Annotated in this window: 22 protein-coding genes; 13 read left to right on the forward strand and 9 right to left on the reverse strand. The window is 63.5% G+C overall.

Annotation, left to right across the window (positions count from 1 at the left end; all coding sequences use genetic code 11):
- Positions 1 to 62: 62 nt before the first annotated feature.
- From EJJ38_RS01115 to EJJ38_RS01125, 3 genes are read right to left on the reverse strand one after another with little or no spacing between them, the layout of a single operon-like run.
- Entirely contained in the window at positions 63 to 1,262 is a 1,200-nt protein-coding gene (locus EJJ38_RS01115; RefSeq protein WP_127088265.1) for an ABC transporter substrate-binding protein, read from the reverse strand.
- Between the two features lie 40 nt (positions 1,263 to 1,302).
- Complete coding sequence (gene ilvD / locus EJJ38_RS01120; protein WP_164738364.1) at positions 1,303 to 2,985, reverse strand: dihydroxy-acid dehydratase; 1,683 nt, start codon at positions 2,983 to 2,985, stop codon at positions 1,303 to 1,305.
- Between the two features lie 23 nt (positions 2,986 to 3,008).
- Positions 3,009 to 4,307, reverse strand: a complete 1,299-nt coding sequence (locus EJJ38_RS01125; protein ID WP_245454054.1) for an FAD-dependent oxidoreductase — start codon at positions 4,305 to 4,307, stop codon at positions 3,009 to 3,011.
- Positions 4,308 to 4,479: 172 nt separating this feature from the next.
- On the opposite strand from EJJ38_RS01125, the gene EJJ38_RS01130 reads away from it, so the two are divergent.
- Positions 4,480 to 5,481, forward strand: a complete 1,002-nt coding sequence (locus tag EJJ38_RS01130; protein WP_164738365.1) for a LacI family DNA-binding transcriptional regulator — start codon at positions 4,480 to 4,482, stop codon at positions 5,479 to 5,481.
- Here the strand turns inward: EJJ38_RS01130 and EJJ38_RS01135 are convergent.
- Complete coding sequence (locus EJJ38_RS01135) at positions 5,438 to 6,001, reverse strand: hypothetical protein (protein WP_127088268.1); 564 nt, start codon at positions 5,999 to 6,001, stop codon at positions 5,438 to 5,440. The two genes, EJJ38_RS01130 and EJJ38_RS01135, sit on opposite strands and share 44 nt — an antisense overlap.
- A 53-nt stretch (positions 6,002 to 6,054) precedes the next feature.
- Here EJJ38_RS01135 and EJJ38_RS01140 point away from each other — a divergent pair, with 53 nt between their 5' ends.
- The 3 genes from EJJ38_RS01140 (at position 6,055) to EJJ38_RS01150 (ending at position 7,501) form a co-directional block, all read left to right on the forward strand.
- Positions 6,055 to 6,273: a hypothetical protein gene (locus EJJ38_RS01140; protein ID WP_245454055.1), complete on the forward strand. Its 219-nt coding sequence runs from the start codon at positions 6,055 to 6,057 to the stop codon at positions 6,271 to 6,273.
- Between the two features lie 375 nt (positions 6,274 to 6,648).
- The gene (locus EJJ38_RS01145) at positions 6,649 to 7,056 is read left to right on the forward strand and encodes a tudor domain-containing protein (protein WP_127088269.1); all 408 of its coding nucleotides are present in this window, start codon (positions 6,649 to 6,651) and stop codon (positions 7,054 to 7,056) included.
- Positions 7,057 to 7,114: 58 nt separating this feature from the next.
- Positions 7,115 to 7,501: a hypothetical protein gene (locus EJJ38_RS01150; protein WP_127088270.1), complete on the forward strand. Its 387-nt coding sequence runs from the start codon at positions 7,115 to 7,117 to the stop codon at positions 7,499 to 7,501.
- A gap of 15 nt (positions 7,502 to 7,516) precedes the next feature.
- Here EJJ38_RS01150 and EJJ38_RS01155 read toward each other — a convergent pair whose 3' ends face one another.
- Positions 7,517 to 7,786, reverse strand: coding sequence for a helix-turn-helix domain-containing protein (locus tag EJJ38_RS01155; RefSeq protein WP_338021833.1), 270 nt, complete (start codon positions 7,784 to 7,786; stop codon positions 7,517 to 7,519).
- 74 nt (positions 7,787 to 7,860) lie between these two features.
- Between EJJ38_RS01155 and EJJ38_RS01160 the strand changes: the two genes are divergently transcribed.
- Genes EJJ38_RS01160 through EJJ38_RS01170 form a run of 3 tightly spaced genes read left to right on the forward strand, consistent with a single transcriptional unit; the run spans position 7,861 to position 10,318 of the window.
- A complete protein-coding gene (locus EJJ38_RS01160) occupies positions 7,861 to 9,252 on the forward strand; it encodes a hypothetical protein (RefSeq protein ID WP_127088271.1) in 1,392 nt (463 codons plus the stop codon).
- Positions 9,253 to 9,266: 14 nt separating this feature from the next.
- Entirely contained in the window at positions 9,267 to 9,887 is a 621-nt protein-coding gene (locus EJJ38_RS01165; RefSeq protein ID WP_127088272.1) for a hypothetical protein, read from the forward strand.
- Complete coding sequence (locus tag EJJ38_RS01170) at positions 9,884 to 10,318, forward strand: hypothetical protein (RefSeq protein ID WP_127088273.1); 435 nt, start codon at positions 9,884 to 9,886, stop codon at positions 10,316 to 10,318. The genes EJJ38_RS01165 and EJJ38_RS01170 overlap by 4 nt, the downstream gene beginning before the upstream one ends.
- Before the next feature lie 436 nt (positions 10,319 to 10,754).
- Here EJJ38_RS01170 and EJJ38_RS01175 read toward each other — a convergent pair whose 3' ends face one another.
- From EJJ38_RS01175 to EJJ38_RS01185, 3 genes are all read right to left on the reverse strand, one after another.
- Positions 10,755 to 11,360, reverse strand: coding sequence for a hypothetical protein (locus tag EJJ38_RS01175; protein ID WP_127088274.1), 606 nt, complete (start codon positions 11,358 to 11,360; stop codon positions 10,755 to 10,757).
- A gap of 20 nt (positions 11,361 to 11,380) precedes the next feature.
- Positions 11,381 to 11,674, reverse strand: coding sequence for a PepSY domain-containing protein (locus tag EJJ38_RS01180; RefSeq protein ID WP_127088275.1), 294 nt, complete (start codon positions 11,672 to 11,674; stop codon positions 11,381 to 11,383).
- Between the two features lie 95 nt (positions 11,675 to 11,769).
- Positions 11,770 to 12,285, reverse strand: a complete 516-nt coding sequence (locus tag EJJ38_RS01185) for a YciE/YciF ferroxidase family protein (RefSeq protein WP_127088276.1) — start codon at positions 12,283 to 12,285, stop codon at positions 11,770 to 11,772.
- Positions 12,286 to 12,543: 258 nt separating this feature from the next.
- On the opposite strand from EJJ38_RS01185, the gene EJJ38_RS01190 reads away from it, so the two are divergent.
- Positions 12,544 to 12,966 (forward strand): CopG family transcriptional regulator, encoded by a 423-nt coding sequence (locus EJJ38_RS01190; protein WP_127088277.1) that lies wholly within the window; start codon positions 12,544 to 12,546, stop codon positions 12,964 to 12,966.
- 50 nt (positions 12,967 to 13,016) lie between these two features.
- Entirely contained in the window at positions 13,017 to 14,213 is a 1,197-nt protein-coding gene (locus EJJ38_RS01195; protein ID WP_127088278.1) for an extracellular catalytic domain type 1 short-chain-length polyhydroxyalkanoate depolymerase, read from the forward strand.
- 213 nt (positions 14,214 to 14,426) lie between these two features.
- On the opposite strand, the gene EJJ38_RS01200 is transcribed toward EJJ38_RS01195, so the two are convergent.
- Positions 14,427 to 14,675, reverse strand: a complete 249-nt coding sequence (locus tag EJJ38_RS01200) for a hypothetical protein (protein ID WP_127088279.1) — start codon at positions 14,673 to 14,675, stop codon at positions 14,427 to 14,429.
- Positions 14,676 to 15,270: 595 nt separating this feature from the next.
- Here EJJ38_RS01200 and EJJ38_RS01205 point away from each other — a divergent pair.
- The 4 genes from EJJ38_RS01205 to EJJ38_RS01220 all read left to right on the forward strand — a co-directional run bounded on the left by EJJ38_RS01205 (position 15,271) and on the right by EJJ38_RS01220 (position 16,453).
- Positions 15,271 to 15,483: a cold-shock protein gene (locus EJJ38_RS01205; RefSeq protein WP_127088280.1), complete on the forward strand. Its 213-nt coding sequence runs from the start codon at positions 15,271 to 15,273 to the stop codon at positions 15,481 to 15,483.
- Between the two features lie 128 nt (positions 15,484 to 15,611).
- Positions 15,612 to 15,929: a hypothetical protein gene (locus tag EJJ38_RS01210; protein WP_127088281.1), complete on the forward strand. Its 318-nt coding sequence runs from the start codon at positions 15,612 to 15,614 to the stop codon at positions 15,927 to 15,929.
- A gap of 8 nt (positions 15,930 to 15,937) precedes the next feature.
- Positions 15,938 to 16,207, forward strand: a complete 270-nt coding sequence (locus tag EJJ38_RS01215; RefSeq protein WP_205666068.1) for a DUF1488 family protein — start codon at positions 15,938 to 15,940, stop codon at positions 16,205 to 16,207.
- Between the two features lie 24 nt (positions 16,208 to 16,231).
- Positions 16,232 to 16,453 (forward strand): hypothetical protein, encoded by a 222-nt coding sequence (locus EJJ38_RS01220; RefSeq protein ID WP_127088282.1) that lies wholly within the window; start codon positions 16,232 to 16,234, stop codon positions 16,451 to 16,453.
- Positions 16,454 to 16,592 lie beyond the last annotated feature (139 nt).

The raw sequence follows: 16,592 nt of genomic DNA on the forward strand, positions 1-16,592 counted from the left end.
CCGTGGGGAGCAGCGGTGCTGCTCCCCCGACCTCGTGCGCGGCTGCGGAAAAGGGGCTTGGGCTACTTCACCAGCGCGCAGGAACCCGCGCCGAGCGGGCGGAACGCCTGGTCGGCGGGCACTGTCGCCAGCAGCTTGTAGAAGTCGTACGGCCCCTTGGATTCCGCCGGGCTCTTGACCTCGAACAGGTACATGTCGTGGATGGCGCGGCCATCGGCGCGCACCTTGCCCTTGCCGAACAGCGGATCGTCGGTGGGGATTTCCTTCATGGCCTCCACCACCTTCAGGCCGTCCTTGGCGCTGCCCACCTTCTGCACGGCCTTGAGGTAGTGCATCAGGCCCGCATAGACGCCCGCATGGACCATGTTGGGATAGCGCCCGTTATTGGCGGCGGCGAAGCGCTTGGAGAAGGCGCGGGTCTCGTCGTTGAGATCCCAGTAGAAGGCTTCCGAAAGCAGGAGGCCCTGCGCCGTCTGGAGCCCCAGCGCGTTGATGTCGTTCAGCACCATGAGCATGGCCACCAGCTTCTGGCCGCGCTTGGTGATGCCGAACTCGGCCGCCTGCTTCACCGCGTTGATGGTGTCCGCGCCGGCGCTGCCGAGGCCGATCACCTTGGCGCCGGAGGATTGGGCCTGGAGCAGGAAGGAGGAGAGGTCGGCGGTGCCGAGCGGGTGCTTCACGGTGCCGAGGATCTTGCCGCCGGCCGCCTTGATGGCCTCCGAAGCATCACGCTCCAGCGCATGGCCGAAGGCATAGTCCACGGTGATGAAGTACCAGGTGTTGGCTCCGGACTTGGTCACGGCATTGCCGACCGTATTGGCCTGCGCCCAGGTGTCATAGGTCCAGTGCACCGTGTTGGGCGAGCAGTCCTTGCCGGTGAGGTCCGAGGTGCCGCCGCCGGAGACGATGACCACCTTGTTCTTCTGCTTGGCAATGCCCGCCACGCCCAGCGCCACCGCCGAGTTGGGCACGTCCATGATCACGTCCACATGGTCGGTGTCGAACCACTGGCGGGTGACGTTGACGCCGATGTCCGCCTTGTTCTGGTGGTCCGCCGAGACCAGCTCGATGGGCATGCCGGCGACCTTGCCGCCGAAATCCTCGATGGCCATCTTCGCCGCCAGCACCGAGCCGGGGCCGGCGAAGTCCGCCTGCACGCCCGACTGGTCGTTGAGGACGCCCACCTTCACGCTTTGCGCTGACACAGGGCCCGCCATGGCGAGCGCCGCAATGGCCACCGAGGCCAGGATCGTTTTCTTCATCTCTTCCTCCCGATTGAATGTCTGTTTTGTTTTTTGGTCGTCAGGTCTGCGCGCGTGCGGGCTTGAGCACCGCGCCCTTGGAGAGCGGCTGGACCATGGCCGCGTATTGCCCGAGCCAGCCGCGGATGTGGCTATGGTCCGGCGCCTTCCAGTGTGTGCGGCGCTCCGCCAGGACCGCCGGAGACACGTCGAGATCGACACGCCGTTCGGTGATGTCGATGGAGATGGTGTCTCCCTCCGCCACGAGGCCGAGCGGGCCGCCTTCCGCCGCCTCGGGCATCACCTGGCCGATGGTGATGCCGCTGTTGAGGCCGGACAGTTCGCCGTCGGTGACCACCGCGACGCCGGAGCCCAGCCCCGCGCCCACCAGCGCCGCCATGAAGCTCGCCGCGAACACGGTGCCCGGGCCGCCGCGCGGGCCCATGCCGCGCAGAACCACCACGTCACCCGTACGGATGGAGTGGGTCTCCAGCGCCTTGATGGCCTGGCTCTCGTCCTCATAGACGCGGGCGGGGCCGGAGAAGGTGCGCACCGCAGCGGGCACGGCCGAGACCTTCACCACCGCGCCGTCCGGCGCCAGCGTGCCGCGCATGATGGTGAGGCCCGGCTCGTTGCGGAACGGGTCCGCCAGCGGGCGGATCACGTCGCTGTCGGGCGCGGGCGCCTCGTCCAGGATCTCGCCCACCGTGCGGCCGGAGACCGTGACGGCGGTGAGGTCCAGCACGTCGCGCAGCTCGCGCATCACGCCCCGGCATCCGCCCGCCTCGTCGAGTTGCTCGATGCGGTGGGGGCCGTTGGGGCGGACGGTGGTGATCTGGGGGATGTGGTTCAGCGCCTCCAGTTCGGCGATGACGTCGATGTCCAGCTCCGCCTCCGAGGCGACGGCGGTCAGGTGGCGCACGCAATTCACCGAGCAGCCCGTGGCCACCGCCACGCGCAGGGCGTTGCGGAACGCGCCGGGCGTGAGGATGTCGCGCGGGCGCAGGTCCTTCTCGATGAGGTCCACGATGGCGGCGCCCGCACGGGTGGCGGAGGCCGTGAGCGCGTCCGATCCCGCCCGGATGGGGGCCGAGCCGGGCAGGGCCATGCCGATGGCCTCGGAGAGCACATGCATGGTGTTGGCGGTGGCAAGGCCGGCGCAGACGCCGGGGCCGGTGATGGCCGCGCAGGTCATGGCCTTGAGGTCGCCCAGCGAGATGGTGCCCGCCTTCAGCGAGCCCACGCTCTTGTAGACTTCCTCGATGTCCACATGCTGGCCCGCGCAATGGCCGCCGAGCTGGTAGCCGCAGGGGACGATGATGGAGGGAATGTTGAGGCGGGCGGCGGCCATGAGCTGGCCGGGCGTGGTCTTGTCGCAGGAGGCGAGCAGCACCATGCCGTCAAGCTCGGCGCCTTCCACCTGCACTTCCACGTCGTTCACCAGCAGGTCGCGGCTCGGCATGAGGTAGCGGGCCTGACGGCCCGCGCTCGTCACGAAGTCGGACGGGGCGACCGTGCGGATCTCGAACGGCAGGCCGCCCGCCGCGCGGATCGCGTCCTCTACGATGCGCACCACCCCGTCCAGATGGGCATAGCAGACGGAGAGTTTACTGGAGCTGTTGACGATGGCGATCTTGGGCTTCAGGAGGTCTTCCTCCGTGTAGCCCATGGCGAGCCACTGGGCCCGCCGCACGGCCCATCTGGTGGTTCCCGGTTCAAAATTGCTGCGCAGATCCTTGGGCATGTTGTTCTCGTTGTCTGTTCGTCTCAATCAAGCGCCGCGCCGAGCCGGTTCAGCTCGGATCGGATATCGGCGCCGGTGGGCATGCGGGAGGGGTCCGCGCAGAGCTGGTCGGCCACCAGGCCCATGGCCTGGCCGTAGCCGAAGCACTGGGCGGTGACGCGCGCGGAGGCCATGGCCTCGTGCTCCGCCGAGAGGCAGCGGCCCGCCATGATGAGGCCGGTGCCGGTGGCGGGAATGAAGCAGTTGAGCGGAACCTCGTAATAGTCGTCGAGGATCCAGTGCAGCTTCGGCTTGGCGCCGGAATGCAGCTCGATGGGCCAGGGCGAACGGCAGATGCCGTCCGGCCGCTTGCGCGCCGAGGTGACGTCGTCATTCATCAGCCGGTCCACGCCGACGATCTGCCAGGTCTGGCGAATGCCCACCTGCACGCCGGTATCGTTGACGAAGGACGCCTCGCAGCCCGCGATATGGTCGCGGATGAAGCGGGCATATTCGCGCACCTGCCGGCGCCCCTGCACTTCCGCCTCGCTGAGGTCGGCGGCGCGGGTGGCGTCCAGCTCCCGCCCGTCCGCGCCGATGATGCGGGTGGCGTTGCACAGAAGCTCGCCGGGCCGGGGCGTGGTGAACAGGAAGATCTTCGCCCGCGGCAGGTGATAGGCGCCGGACGCATTGAGGTCGGAGATCAGGTGGGAGACCCGCTCGTCCAGGATGGAATCCGGACCGTGCGCCTCCAGGAAGCGCGGCACGTCCACGCCCAGCACCCGGAAGATCATGGTGGGGTTCTGGATCGCCCCATCGCGCCCCTTGGTGAGGGCGCGCCCGGCCATGGCCGCCACGTCCGCGTCGCCCGAGGCATCCACGGTAATGCGCGCGCGCACCTCCAGCGGCCCCTGCTTGGTGAAGACATGGACGCCCGCCACATGGTCCCCGTCCGCGATCACGCCGGTGACGGTGGCGTGATAGAGCACGCGGATCTTTGCCTCGGCGCCAAGGAGATGGTCCGCCGCCTCGCGCCAGACATGGGGATCGTGGACGCGCGTATAGGTCTTGCCATACGCCACCGGCCCGGTGATGCCGCCCTTTTCCTCCATGAGCCCCAGGAATTCGTCCACGAAGCCGTGGGCCACCTGCTCGGGCGGGGCGTTGCGGCGATCGGAGGCCGCGTAGAGGCCGCAGACCGTGCCCGAGAGCCCGGCCACCGCCGCCCCGCCGCTGAACCCGTACCGCTCCAAGAGGATGACGCTGCGTCCCCGGCGGGCGGCGGCGACAGCGCAGGCAAGCCCGGCCGCTCCTCCTCCCACCACCAGCACGTCGGCGCTCATAACCTCCCTAGGTCTTATATCGACCATTTCTATTATCCTGTTAGCGCTAACCAATTTGTTAGCGCTAACCATTATCTGTTGTCAAGCCAACGGAAACACATATGTTGCGAGCAGATGTCCGGGGCTTGAGACGATGCGGCAGAGACGGAACGGGGGCGCAAGCGGAGCAACCATGGGAGACGTGGCGCGCCATGCGGGCGTCTCCGCCATGACCGTGTCGCGCGTGCTGCGGCAGCCGGAGCTTGTGAACAAGGACCTGCGCCTGAAGGTGGAGGCGGCCATTCGCGAGACCGGCTACATCTACAATCTGGTCGCCTCCAGCCTCGCCTCGCAGCGCAGCGGCACCATCGCGCTCATCCTGCCCACGGTGGCCAGCTCCATCTTCTCCGACAGCGTGAAGGGCGTCGCCGATGTGGCCCGCACGCGCTCGGTGCAGATGATCATGGCGGAGACCAACTATTCCTCCGCCGAGGAAGAGAAGGTGATCGAATCCCTCCTGCGCCGAAGGCCGGACGGGTTCATCATTGTCGGCGTCTCCCACACGCGGGCCACGCGGACCATGCTGGAAAAGTCCGGCGTGCCGGTGGTGGAGACCTGGGATTCGACCTCCACGCCCATCGACAGCCTTGTCTCGCTCTCGAACTTCGACGCCATGAAGGCGATGACCGCGTCGCTCGCGCAGCAGGGCTTCCGGCGCATCGCCTTTGTGGGCACCGTCACCCGCGACCGGCGCGCCCAGATGCGCGCGAAGGGCTACATGGCGGGCCTTGCGGAGGCGGGGCTGCACGAGGCGGTGATCTTCAACGCCCGCGACGTGACGAGCATGGGTGCGGGTGCGGAGGTGGCCGCGCAGATCATCGCCGCCTCACCGCGCCCCGACGCGGTGATCTGCCTGAATGACGTGATCGCCGCCGGCGTGCTGCTTGCGCTCCAGCGCGCGGGCCTGCACGTTCCTCGCGACATGGCGGTGGCGGGCTTCGGCGACTTCGACTTCGCGCGCCATCTCATCCCCGCTTTGACCACGGTGGACATTCCCAGATACGAGATCGGCCAGCGCGCCGCCGAGATCCTGCTGGATCGTGTGGAGGGCAAGCAACCTCGCCCTTATACGTGCGAAGTGAGCTACCGCATCACGGTTCGCGAAAGCACAGAGCGATGCGCGCGATCCAAATAACGTGATGTGACATGCCCTCCGAATCCCCGCCGGGGATAAGCTGGGTTCTTCGGCCAGGACCATGCCGTGCAACTGTTTCAGCGAAGAACAGATCCTCTCGCTGCCGAAGACGCACGCGGCGGGACCACGCCAGAGACGGCGCGACTGAATTTTCGTCGTTGCGGTCCCGTCCCCGAGTTTTCCTGAGCACCCCGGATCGAGCGACATCGAAGACTTCTCCCGCGGGCGGTTCTCGGCGCCGGCCGCCAAGCTGCCGGCCGTGCGGGAGATGCGCGTTGGCGGGTTCCAGACTCAGAAGTCCATCACCGCCGAGAACTTGAAGGGCCTCGGAAGGCCGGTCGAGACCCACCCATCGTTCAGGTGTCACCGCCTGCTCGTCATAAGCCTGCGCGATGCTTCCATCCGGCTTGAACACGTCAACCGCGATTCGCTGATAGTGCACGCCGGCGGTGAACAGGATGCGCCCGTCAAAGAAGGAGAGCGTGTCGGTGAGCGTCCGCGGGGAGAGCTTGCTGCGCACCGCGCCGAAATCCAGCTTGCGGGTGAAAGGGGCCGTAGAGGACGGCGCCGGACATGATCGCCGCCATCCCTGAACAAGTTTGGAATATGGACGCCCGAGCGGGCGCCATTACCGAAGCCGAAGACGCTGGGGCTGATCTCGATCAGATCCGTGGCGCCGTCGGTCATACCCAGGCTTCCACCACGGCCCGCTATTCGCGCGGGGCGCTCGGGAAGAGCCGCAAGGTCGCCGAACTCCGCCAAGCCCATCGGGCCGGGCAGAACAAGGCGTAAACAGCGATGGGGAACGTCATGAGGAACGTGGGGAATGCGTGGTTCAACGGTAGGCCGATAAACCCTTGTTGAAGCTCGCGAAGTTGGAGCGGGCGATGGGAATCGGATTCAAGCTATAAGTTATTTATTTATATAGATAATAATTTTTCTGATTTCTTTTATGCCCACAAAAATGCCCACACATGGCCAGCGTACGCGCGTGAGGCGCTCTATCGCCTGCGTGGAGTTCATTTCACATCCTATCACGGAGGCGCTCAAACGGGCCTCCTCCGCCGTGAAAGACGTGGTTTTTCAATGCATTATTGACATTTAGACGGTAATATGATATTCTCATAGGGGCGGAGTGCGCCGCCTCCTTCTCGAAGGAGCTCCCCTATGAACGACAAATCGAACGTCACGCCTCTCGCCGCCGCCAAGTCGCCGGAGAAGGCCGCCAGCGGCAAAGCCGGCACTGTTGTCGCCTCTGCCGAGCCGAAGGCCGTGACGGCCTCTGTGCCTGCCTCGGACGCTGGCGGCGGCGCCAAGGCGAAGGCCGCAGATGTGCCGGCTGCGCCTGCGGCTAAGACGGCCTGGCAGGATGGGCCGTGGCAGGCCGTCGCCGCCGGGGAGGTCGTCCTCGTCGCCGACAACAGCGATGGCGAGTTTCAAGGATGGTGGCCGGCCAAGGTCATCTCGCGATCCGGCGACTTCGTCACCTGCGAATTCCTCGGCTACGAGAGCATGGGCCGCTTTACCAAGCCGCTCAGCGCGCTGAGTCTCATGCACCCTGCTCACAAGGACTGAGCCGAAGGAGGCGCCGCTTCGCGGCGCCTCTCTCATGTCTCGCATGCGGAGGACATCCATGAGCAGGACGCAAAGGCGCCGCCGCGCGGGTTGGCGGCCGGCGAGCACGATTGTTCGCGATTGCCTGATCTATGCCCAGTCAATCGCCGCGCTGAAGGCGGCGCACGAGATGGATCCCGACCCGGAGGGGCGATACGCGGTTCATCACGCAGAGCATCTGCGCGAGCGAGGGGCCCGGGCGCTGGAGCGCCTGACACAGACCGAAGCCGCCACACCGGATGAGCTGAGAGGAAAGGCCAGGGTGGCGGCCCTCTTGATCGCCGATGGACATGGCGCCCTCGAGGTGGAGGTGGAGGCCTTCATGACAGCTCTCCTTCTCGACATCGAGTTCTGCCTACAGGGCGCGATCTTCGTCCCAGGCGCGTCATTCGAGCCATGGCGATGACCGGCCTACGCCACGTCACTTCGACTTGAGGCGTGGCGCGCGCTTGCGCTCCGTGAGGGGCGGACGGGCGTCTTCATCCTCTTCGAACAGCGCCTTGATGCTGACGCCCAAGGCCTCGGCCGCGTGCCAGACCGTCACCACCGTGGGGTTCCGGCGGCCGGCTTCCAGGCTGCTGATATAGGCGCGGTCCACGCCCATGCGGGCGGCGACGTCCTCCTGGGACAGCCCGGCGGCGAGCCGCAGCCTTCTGACATTCGTCCCGACAAGTTGCCGCGCATCCACCATGGGGTGGAAACGGCCTAATTGTGCACTCTTGTGCTACGCACTATAATGCACGTTATGGGTGAGGAGCATTGCAGATGGGGGAATTTCGAGGATTGTCGGCGACAGGCTTTGCCTGCCTCGCCGCGACACTGGTTGTGATGGGCGGCACGCCCGCCGCAGCTCAGGCTTCATTCGAGTTCGGCTACAAGGACCGGACCTTTGCGCAGGAGTTCGAACTTCCGCCTGAGGATGCGACCTCCGCGCTGCGAGCGTTCCAGATTCAGCAAGCGAAGCGCGCCTTGGCAAATCCGGTTCTCTTGTCAGCGTCCGAAAATTCTGAGGCCAGGCGCTTTCTCGGAGGCCTCTGTGCGGAGGATTATCTCTCAAGCCGTAAGAGCTCCGTTCGGTGGACCCCGGAACTACGCGCCATACTCGATCTTCCAGACACTTCGTCGAGCCCGTCTTCGTCACGGTCTCCCTTTTGCAGAATGCAGTTCAGCGCCTTTCACGCGGCGCTTGTTGATCCCGGCTCGACCGATGCGCAACTTGCCTGGCTCGCGGATACCATGCGCCGCCGCTTTGCGACGGACTGGCTATCTAATCAGGAAATGAGCGATCCCGGCGTACAGCGCGGCGCCGATAAACTAAAAGAGCTGCGGTATCGGACAGGGCTTCTTCAGGACAAGGGGATGCCGCTGCCGGACGACATCTTGGATCAAATCGAGCGCGGCGTCGCGAAAAGCCAGATCATGGCGCTTAAGGATCCTGCCGTGGCCGCCGCCCTCGATGCACGATTGGCGGCCATTGAGAAGGACGCACCGGCGGCTATCCGAGCGCAGAGACAAGCCGATAAGGAGAAGGCCTACATCAAGGAGTTGATGGACGCTGCCGATGGCGCCGTCGCGGGAGCCAGATTTCGGCTCGATGAAGCGAAGAGCTTTTACGAGAACGCGGCTATACGCGCGCGGCTGGATCCGAACACGAACAGCGATGCCGCGCAGAAGGCGGCGTCCTGGGCCGAGCGGATGAAAGAGCAGGAGGAAAAGCTGCGTGCGGCCATAGCCGCGCGTGAGAAGCTTGTGGCTCATCTCGCGAAGGCCACGACTTCGCCGCAGGCTCAACCTGCATCGCCGCCACCTCTAGAGCCGCCGCAACTGGCCGCAATCGAAGACGACGGCGGTTGTGCCGAAGGCCAGCGGTGCCGCGTCGTCGAGAAAACCATCGTCTGCATGACGCTGGACCGCCTCCAGTCGGTCCTGGCGCAGCCTGCAGGGGCGAAGCGCCGTACGGTCCTTCGCGTCCTCACCGCGAGAGGCGAGTGCGCCACGCTCGAAGCCGGCGTTGGCGTCATCGCGCGGGGCAACGTCCACCACGTCACCCCCATCGGTGAGGCTCCCGTCGAGGCCATCACGGTGACGCTGGGTACCGGGCAGGCCGGCTTCATGCTCGCCAGCGCGCTCGGTATCGCGCGCCAAGCCGGCCAGTAAGGCGAGGCTCGATCATGAAAGTCTGGCTGAGAAACCCCAAGACGGGTGCGCTGAAACGCGTCCCAGTCTCAACCTATGCCCCCTATTGGATCTTCGCCGGTTGGGTCGCCGTCGGTGCATGTGGGGGTGCGCTGGCACTGCTCGTTCATGCGGCCTATCCCGCCTGGTTCCGCCCTCAATCGATTGCGGCGGGGCTTGCTGGCGGCTTGGTGGCCAGGATCATCATCACCCTGCGCAACCGGGGAAGCGCACTCATCGCGCGGGGCTGGCAATTTGCCGAACCTGAAAGCCTGGAAGCGCGTGCGGCGGCCATTGAATGGCGGCTGCCTTCAGAGACAAGGAGTGCGCCGCTGAGCAGGCCTTTCGTGCTGAACGAGGCGGCCTTCCTCGCCGATGCTGCCGCGCTTCCTTCTCAAACCCGCCGCCCTGCGCCAGTCCCCATCACCCCCATATCCGGAGGAACGAAGTTCATGCGTTTCATCATGTATGCCGTGGCCGTTCTGGCCTTTCTCGCGGGCATTGTCTCGGTCGTGTCCATGCGTTCGGACATTCAACTGGGCATGAGCCTGACGTCCTTCATCGGCAGCTTCATCCTGCTCGGCCTCGGTCACATCATGGGAAGGCTGGCGCGATGAAGGCCGTGACGCTCGTCGCTCTCTTCGCCGCCACTGCACTGGCTGTACCGGCCAATGCTCAGAGCCGAGATCCAGCCACCGGTTGGCAGTGCTTCGACAACATGGACCAGTTGAGGGCCTTCGAGACCGAAGGTCCCATCCGGCTGAACAACATCTCCATCCGGGAGGCGCCGGACATGATGTCTGGCGTCTCGAAGATCACCTTCAAGGCGTCCATCGCCAATCGAAGCCGAGCGCGCGTCGTCGCCTCGGTGGAGGTGATCGGGTCTGCGGGCGCCACCTCATTGTTCGCCATATCGGCCCGCCCGAGCTTCGATGCCGTGAATCCGGGCGACAATGCCGAACTGACCCAATCCATCTTCGCCGAGAAGGACACGCTCGCTAGGGCCGATGGCGGGTGCATCAAATTCGTGGCCTTCCCGACGAAATAGCAGCGCGCCCATCTATGTCGGGCACTCACACACAGATCCGGCGTAAGCTCTAAGGCTGGGGAAGTTTCTTCCTCATTCTGCCGCTTCTGTTCAACTTAGTCCCACGGATCTAGAATAGAAGGGCGAGACTTTGGACACGCGGCTATTTCTTATCGTGACCATGATCATATAATTCAATAAAATAATATTCTTTTCCATCAAGTGTAATGGGCCGATACAGATATCCAACTTCGCAATACGGGCCAGCATATATGCGCTCCACCACACTGCGCTCCGTTGGATATACGGCTGCGGGCGCTGCATCGAGCACAAGAGATACTTCGCTCAGATAGCCGGTATTGTGCTCTATCGTGCGCACAGGTCACTTGATTAATGGCAGAGCCCCGCAAAGGTGCGGGGCTCCTTTTGGTTCGCTTCGAACTGAAACCCGCAGAGTTCAGATCACGCGGCTTCGAGCCTCCACGATCCGATCGCGCGCGGGAACAGGCTCGTTCTCGTCAAATGCCGTCCAGCCCTCGCCCTCATACTCGCCGCGCCGGCCGGCAAGATCGACGGCCTTATGGTGATCAAGAATGGCTTGAATGCGGGGAGCGTCCGTATCATCGACCCGCGCCGTTACAAGCGTGCCGCCGCGGCGCACGCCTTCCGCGTAGACGTTAGCCTGATCTTCGGGAACGCCCGACTCGGTCAACGCACCGACGATGCCTCCGGTGGCCCCACCCGCAATGGCGCCCGCCACCGCACCGGCTGCGGTAGCCACCAGCCAGCCGGCTGCGACCACAGGGCCAACGCCTGGAATGGCCATGATGCCCAGCCCCGTGAGAAGGCCACCGGCGCCCCCGACAGTAGCGCCAATACCTGCGCCAATACCTGCATCGGAGGCGACGTCCTTCTTGTCCAGATTCTTGTCGCGATGGTAGTCGTCGGCGTTGTTGGCCACGATGCTGATCTCGGAGCGGGGAACCTGCGCCGCCTCCAGCGCGGCCACGGCCGCGGTAGCATCGTCATATCGATCGAACAAAGCTGATACCGTGGTGGTCATGGTGTCCTCCTGACAATGGGTCACTTGCTGACGACGTTGCCCTGGAAATCGAGCATGACAGTCGTCGGCATCCCGCTCTTGGTGGCCGTGCCCTGCCAGATGCCGTTGGCATCCTTCTTGAGGCCCGAAACGGAACTGAAGCCCGCTTTTTCGATGCGCTCCTTGGCCTGAGCCTCGGTGAAGCTGTTGGCGCCCTGGACCGGGGCTGCGGGATTGGCCTCCTTCGGCGCCACGGCGGGCGTGGTCGCCGTCTGCGCGAGCGCACTGACGCTTGTCGCGACAAGCAGGACGGCTGGGAGCATGAGGTGTTTCATAGGGTGTTTCCTTGTGAATCTGAGGTGAGCCGCCACGCGGCAAGACGGCGTCCGTAGCCATGGCGGAACGGCGGTGCTTTGCCGCAGTGGAGTGCCTAGGAGGCCTTCGCCTTGGAGACATGGGCGTTGCTGTTCACGCTCGCCTCGGCGATTTGTGTCAGCAGGGCGTCTGCCTTTTTTTCTTCCTCGAGTGTCAGGTCGAGGAGTTTCGCCGCATCCGTGAGACCGAGTTGCGTCGCCCAGGTCTTGAGCATGCCATAGCGCGCGATCTCATAATGCTCGATGGCCTGCCCACAGCCGATCAGGACCGCGTCTCCGGCGGGCGTATCGCCGAATTCCTCGAGATCTTCTTCCATCTCTGCGGTGATGCCCTGCATGGCGTCGCACGTTTTCGCGCGGGGCGGCTTGCCAAGCATCTCAAACACCTGGACGAGGCGCTCCACATGGGTGGTGCTCTCCTCACCGTGCGTTTCAAACGCCGCTTTCAGTTCCGGCGACTTGGCCGCCTTCGCCGATTTCTTGCAGGCCTTTACGGACTGTTTTTCCGCGTAATACACATCCTTCAGCGTTTCATGGAACGCATCGGATAAATTCTTTTCAGCTATGGCCATCGCCGATCTCCTGTTATTTTTCTCGTTCATCACGACGATCAACGTGTACTGGAGACAACTGAATTTATCGATGATAGGTTCCAGTCGGATATTATATAATTAGCAGTTATTAATGGTTAAGTTTGGGCTTTACTTATCACTAAATGCATCTGTCATTAAAAGTCAGCTGCCCTCGGCCTCCTCCCCTTGCAAATGATCCCGCCCACCTTATTTGCCATCCATGTGGATGGTGTATGGATGGTGGAGGGAGCGAAGCGGATGGCACAGGTCAAGTCGTCACCGAGCCGCGCAAAGGTGGCCGAAAGTGAAAAAATCACCATCAACCTGGGTCACGTAGACCTGGGGCAGATCGACCTTTTGGTGGACGAACGGTTCTATTCCAACCGCACGGATTTCATCCGCACCGCCATCCGCAATCAGATCGAACGCCACAACGACGCGGTCAGGAAAGCAGTGGAAGTCCGCCGTCTCGAACTCGGGCTGCGCCACTATGGCCGGGCTGATCTCGAAGCGGCAAAAGCGGCAGGGCAGACCTTGCATATTCAAGTTCTCGGCCTCGCCGTGATCGACCCCGACGTGCCGCCGGATCTCGCCCGCGACACCATCGCGTCCATTCGCGTGCTCGGCGCCCTGCAAGCCAGCGGGGCGGTGAAGGCCGCGCTGAGCGGGCGCATCCTTTGAGGCTTCCCACAGGTGAGAAGCCTTCCTCATGCCTGATCGGACCTTCTTTCATGAAGCCCTTGCACACCATAGACATGTTCGAAGTCACCCGCCTCACGCGCGCGGGGAGGCTTCATGAAGCCATGGCCATGCTGCGGGGAGAGGCGCAACCCGATGCCTCTCCCGATGCGAAAACGGCAGGGCCTGAAGATCATCGCCTCGCCATCGATCTGAGCCCGCCCGTCGGCGGTGAAAACTCGTGGAGGTTTGCAGAACGGGCGACTGCGGCCCCTGGATCCATCGGCATGGAAGAAATGCGCCTTCCGGAAGGAATGCGAAAATGGATGGGCCGGCTATTGCCTGCGCATCTCAACTCTCCGGACCTTGGCCGAAGCGGAATCGCAATCCCGGACGGAGCGAGGTTCGAGGACAGGATCTTCGTCAACGAGGCAGGAAGCCGTGCTTATAAGCTCTATGTGCCCAGCGTCTTGCGTGATGAGGCGCTGCCGCTGATTGTCATGTTGCACGGCTGTACCCAGTCGCCGGACGACTTTGCGACCGGCACGCGCATGAACGAGGTGGCCGAGGAGTTCGGCTTCTTCGTTGCCTATCCGGAACAGTCCAAGTCCGCGAACGCCTCGAAGTGCTGGAACTGGTTCAACGGCACTGACCAGCGGCGGGGGAGGGGGGAGCCATCACTGATCGCTGGTATCGCCCGCGAGGTGATGCATGATTTTCCTGTCCGGGAAGGGCAAGTTTACGTTGCCGGAATGTCGGCAGGCGGCGCGGCCGCTGCCATCATGGGAGAGGCGTATCCTGACCTCTTCGCTGCGGTCGGCGTGCATTCCGGGCTGGCTTGCGGCTTAGCCAGCGACGTAGCAACTGCTTTCGGAGCAATGCGCGACGGCGGCTCCACGTCGGGGTCATCGCGGCGCGGCGCGGGCAGAATTCCGCCGACCATCGTCTTCCACGGAGACAAGGATGGCACGGTGAACCCCGTGAATGCCGATCAGGTAATCGCCCGCGCGAAAGCCGATGCTAAGCTTACCAGCATCGCCAACCACGGCACGGCGCGGGGCGGGATGCGCTTCACAAGAACAGTCACGATGAATGAGGTGGGCGACCCGGTGCTCGAGCAGTGGACCCTTCACGGTGCGGGCCATGCCTGGTCGGGCGGAAACTCCGCAGGTTCCTATACGGATCCGAGCGGGCCCGACGCCAGCCGCGAGATGGCGCGGTTCTTCCTGCAACAGGCGCGAAGGGGGTGAGCCGATCAGGCTAGAGGCCGTGAACGCTTGCCGTTTGCCGGAATATCCCGTCACCCACCGCGGCGACGTATAGGCCTCTGGGGGGGCAGCCCCATCACGAAGATGGTAAGCCTGTGGACGATTTTCAGCCGGCATGCAGCCGGGAATCGCCCACGGCGCGGTGCTGGAATGGTTCACCGGTTATTGATAGCCGCGGCTGTGCCAGCCGGCGCATCAGCCGTCTTCGAATTGGGAGGGCAGCCGCCCGGTCTTGAACAAGACGACGGGTTCATCATCGTAATCACCCGTCTCCGCATCACCTGAAGTGGAAAAGGCAACGACGCCAATCCGGAGCAATGCCAGCCGCTCGGCCGTTCTTTGCGCAGCCGGGGCCGATTTGCATGAAATAGGCGTGTCGGCGACCAGGCGCTGCCCTTTTCCAGCCTGGAATGCCTGAACGACATAGACCGTCTCACGAGTCATGTGATGTCCTTATCCGCTCGCACCATCTGCGAACAGGTTCCCTGTTGCGTCCGCGACAAACCTTGCCGAAGCGTCATGCGCCCGAATGAAAGTTGCAGCCGGTCTGACACCGACAAGACTCGCCATCACGCACAGGTCGGGGCTTTCATTAGACGATGAAGTTCGAAGATTACCGGATTGCGGAAGCGGCAGTTGGTCGTGTGCTGAAACGTCAGGCTGATCAACGAAAGTTCCCGTGTTGCTGGGCCTTGGCAGAAACGCGAGATGGACGCCCGGCATTGGCCTTAAGTTTTACCGAGGCGTTCCGATTTTTCGAAGGCTGCCTGCATATAGGGGGGAATGCCGCAGTTATCAGGGGTTAAGCGATAATATTTTTTATTTTTCTCTTCCACTAATGGTTATAATTTCCGAGTTTTCAAAATTGAAATTGCTTTTTTCTCAGTATCGGTTATTTTGAAATCGTCGATGCAGGGCATAATGAACCGAAGCTGACGCGGATTGAAGCCGTGGATAAGCCTGTGTTTTGCCGGAAAACGCGATTTCGACGGTCGGATTCATTCGACAAGCTAAATCTTGAGATTTGAAAGGGTTTCCCATGACTGAGGGAACCGTGAAGTGGTTCAATGCCCAGAAGGGCTTTGGATTTATCGCTCCCGATAACGGCGGCAGCGATGCATTCGTCCATATCAGCGCCTTGGAGCGCTCGGGGCTCGGCGATCTGCAAGAAGGCCAGAAAGTGGGCTTCGATCTCGTCGCCGACAGCAAGAGCGGCAAGATGTCGGCCGATAACCTCAAGGCCTTGGACTGATTTCTGGCCGGTGGCTCTAGGTTTCCTGCGAAGCCGCCGTCCACCGATCTCGTCTCATACGTGCCGACCACGGATGCACTGGCGGCGTTGATGAAGACGACGGTACCCCTCAGGCGAGGAGACGCAGGATGACGATCAGGACCACCGAAACGACGGTCACATTCGATCATCCCTTCAGGCTGAGCGGTGCCGACGGTCTCCTCCCCGCGGGGACCTATCGCGTGGTAATGGACGAAGAGCCGATCCTCGGCCTCTCCTTCCTCGCCCACCGCCGCACAGCGACGATGCTCCACACGCCGGCCCTCTCGGCGCCGCAGGGCAGAAGCTCAAGCCTCTCCACCGATCAGCCGGAGCTTGACCGCGCCCTGGCGAAGGATCGGCAGCAGACGGCTGTACATCCGGATGCTCCGAGTCCCGGCGCTGCCAATAGGCCGGCACGCTCTTGAAGTGGGGAATGCAGATGTCGCTCCAGTTTCCCAACGCCAGCCGCGTTTATGACAGTGTCAGGTGCTGCGTCACGTTCTGGGGGCATGATTCCACGTTCGAGATCGCATTCCATGTGGATGAGGATGTTCTGCGTCGGTTCAACCCTCATGAGGGCCGGGATGAGGCCGCCTCGTTGCGCGCCTTTGATGTGAACCGCCGCCAGATCGAGCGCGCCGCCAGCGGAGTCTACGCGCGGCGACATAAGAGCTCCCACCGCCTCTCCACCGCTGATTTCTAGGCTCCGGCTTCAGAGGAGATCGCAGTGAGCAAGGGACTGAGCATCTCCTTTCAACCTCTCGACGCCGACCACGTCCGCGCACGGATCAATTGGCGCGAGCAGGATGTCGGAGGTGGATCACTGGTCATTGAACTCATCGTCCGCAATCGGGCGTCGGCGCCGAAAAGCGAAGCGGAGCTTGAGGCCGATACACGGGCCTTGGCTGTGCGCTTCGCCCGCGCCTTCGCCGACACCCTCGATGAGTGAAAGAAACACGGTGGGCTGCCTACCGCCCGCCTGCACCTTCGGCCGGGCGTCCCCGGAGTGAGTTGCTGCCCGGCTTGAGCCGTTGGGTTCGCTGCGCGCCTGTCGTGGCTCCGTCTCCGAGCGCCCGCCCCCGGAGGGC

Origin of the sequence: Aquabacter cavernae (genome assembly GCF_003993795.1) — a bacterium.
Taxonomy (GTDB): domain Bacteria; phylum Pseudomonadota; class Alphaproteobacteria; order Rhizobiales; family Xanthobacteraceae; genus Aquabacter; species Aquabacter cavernae.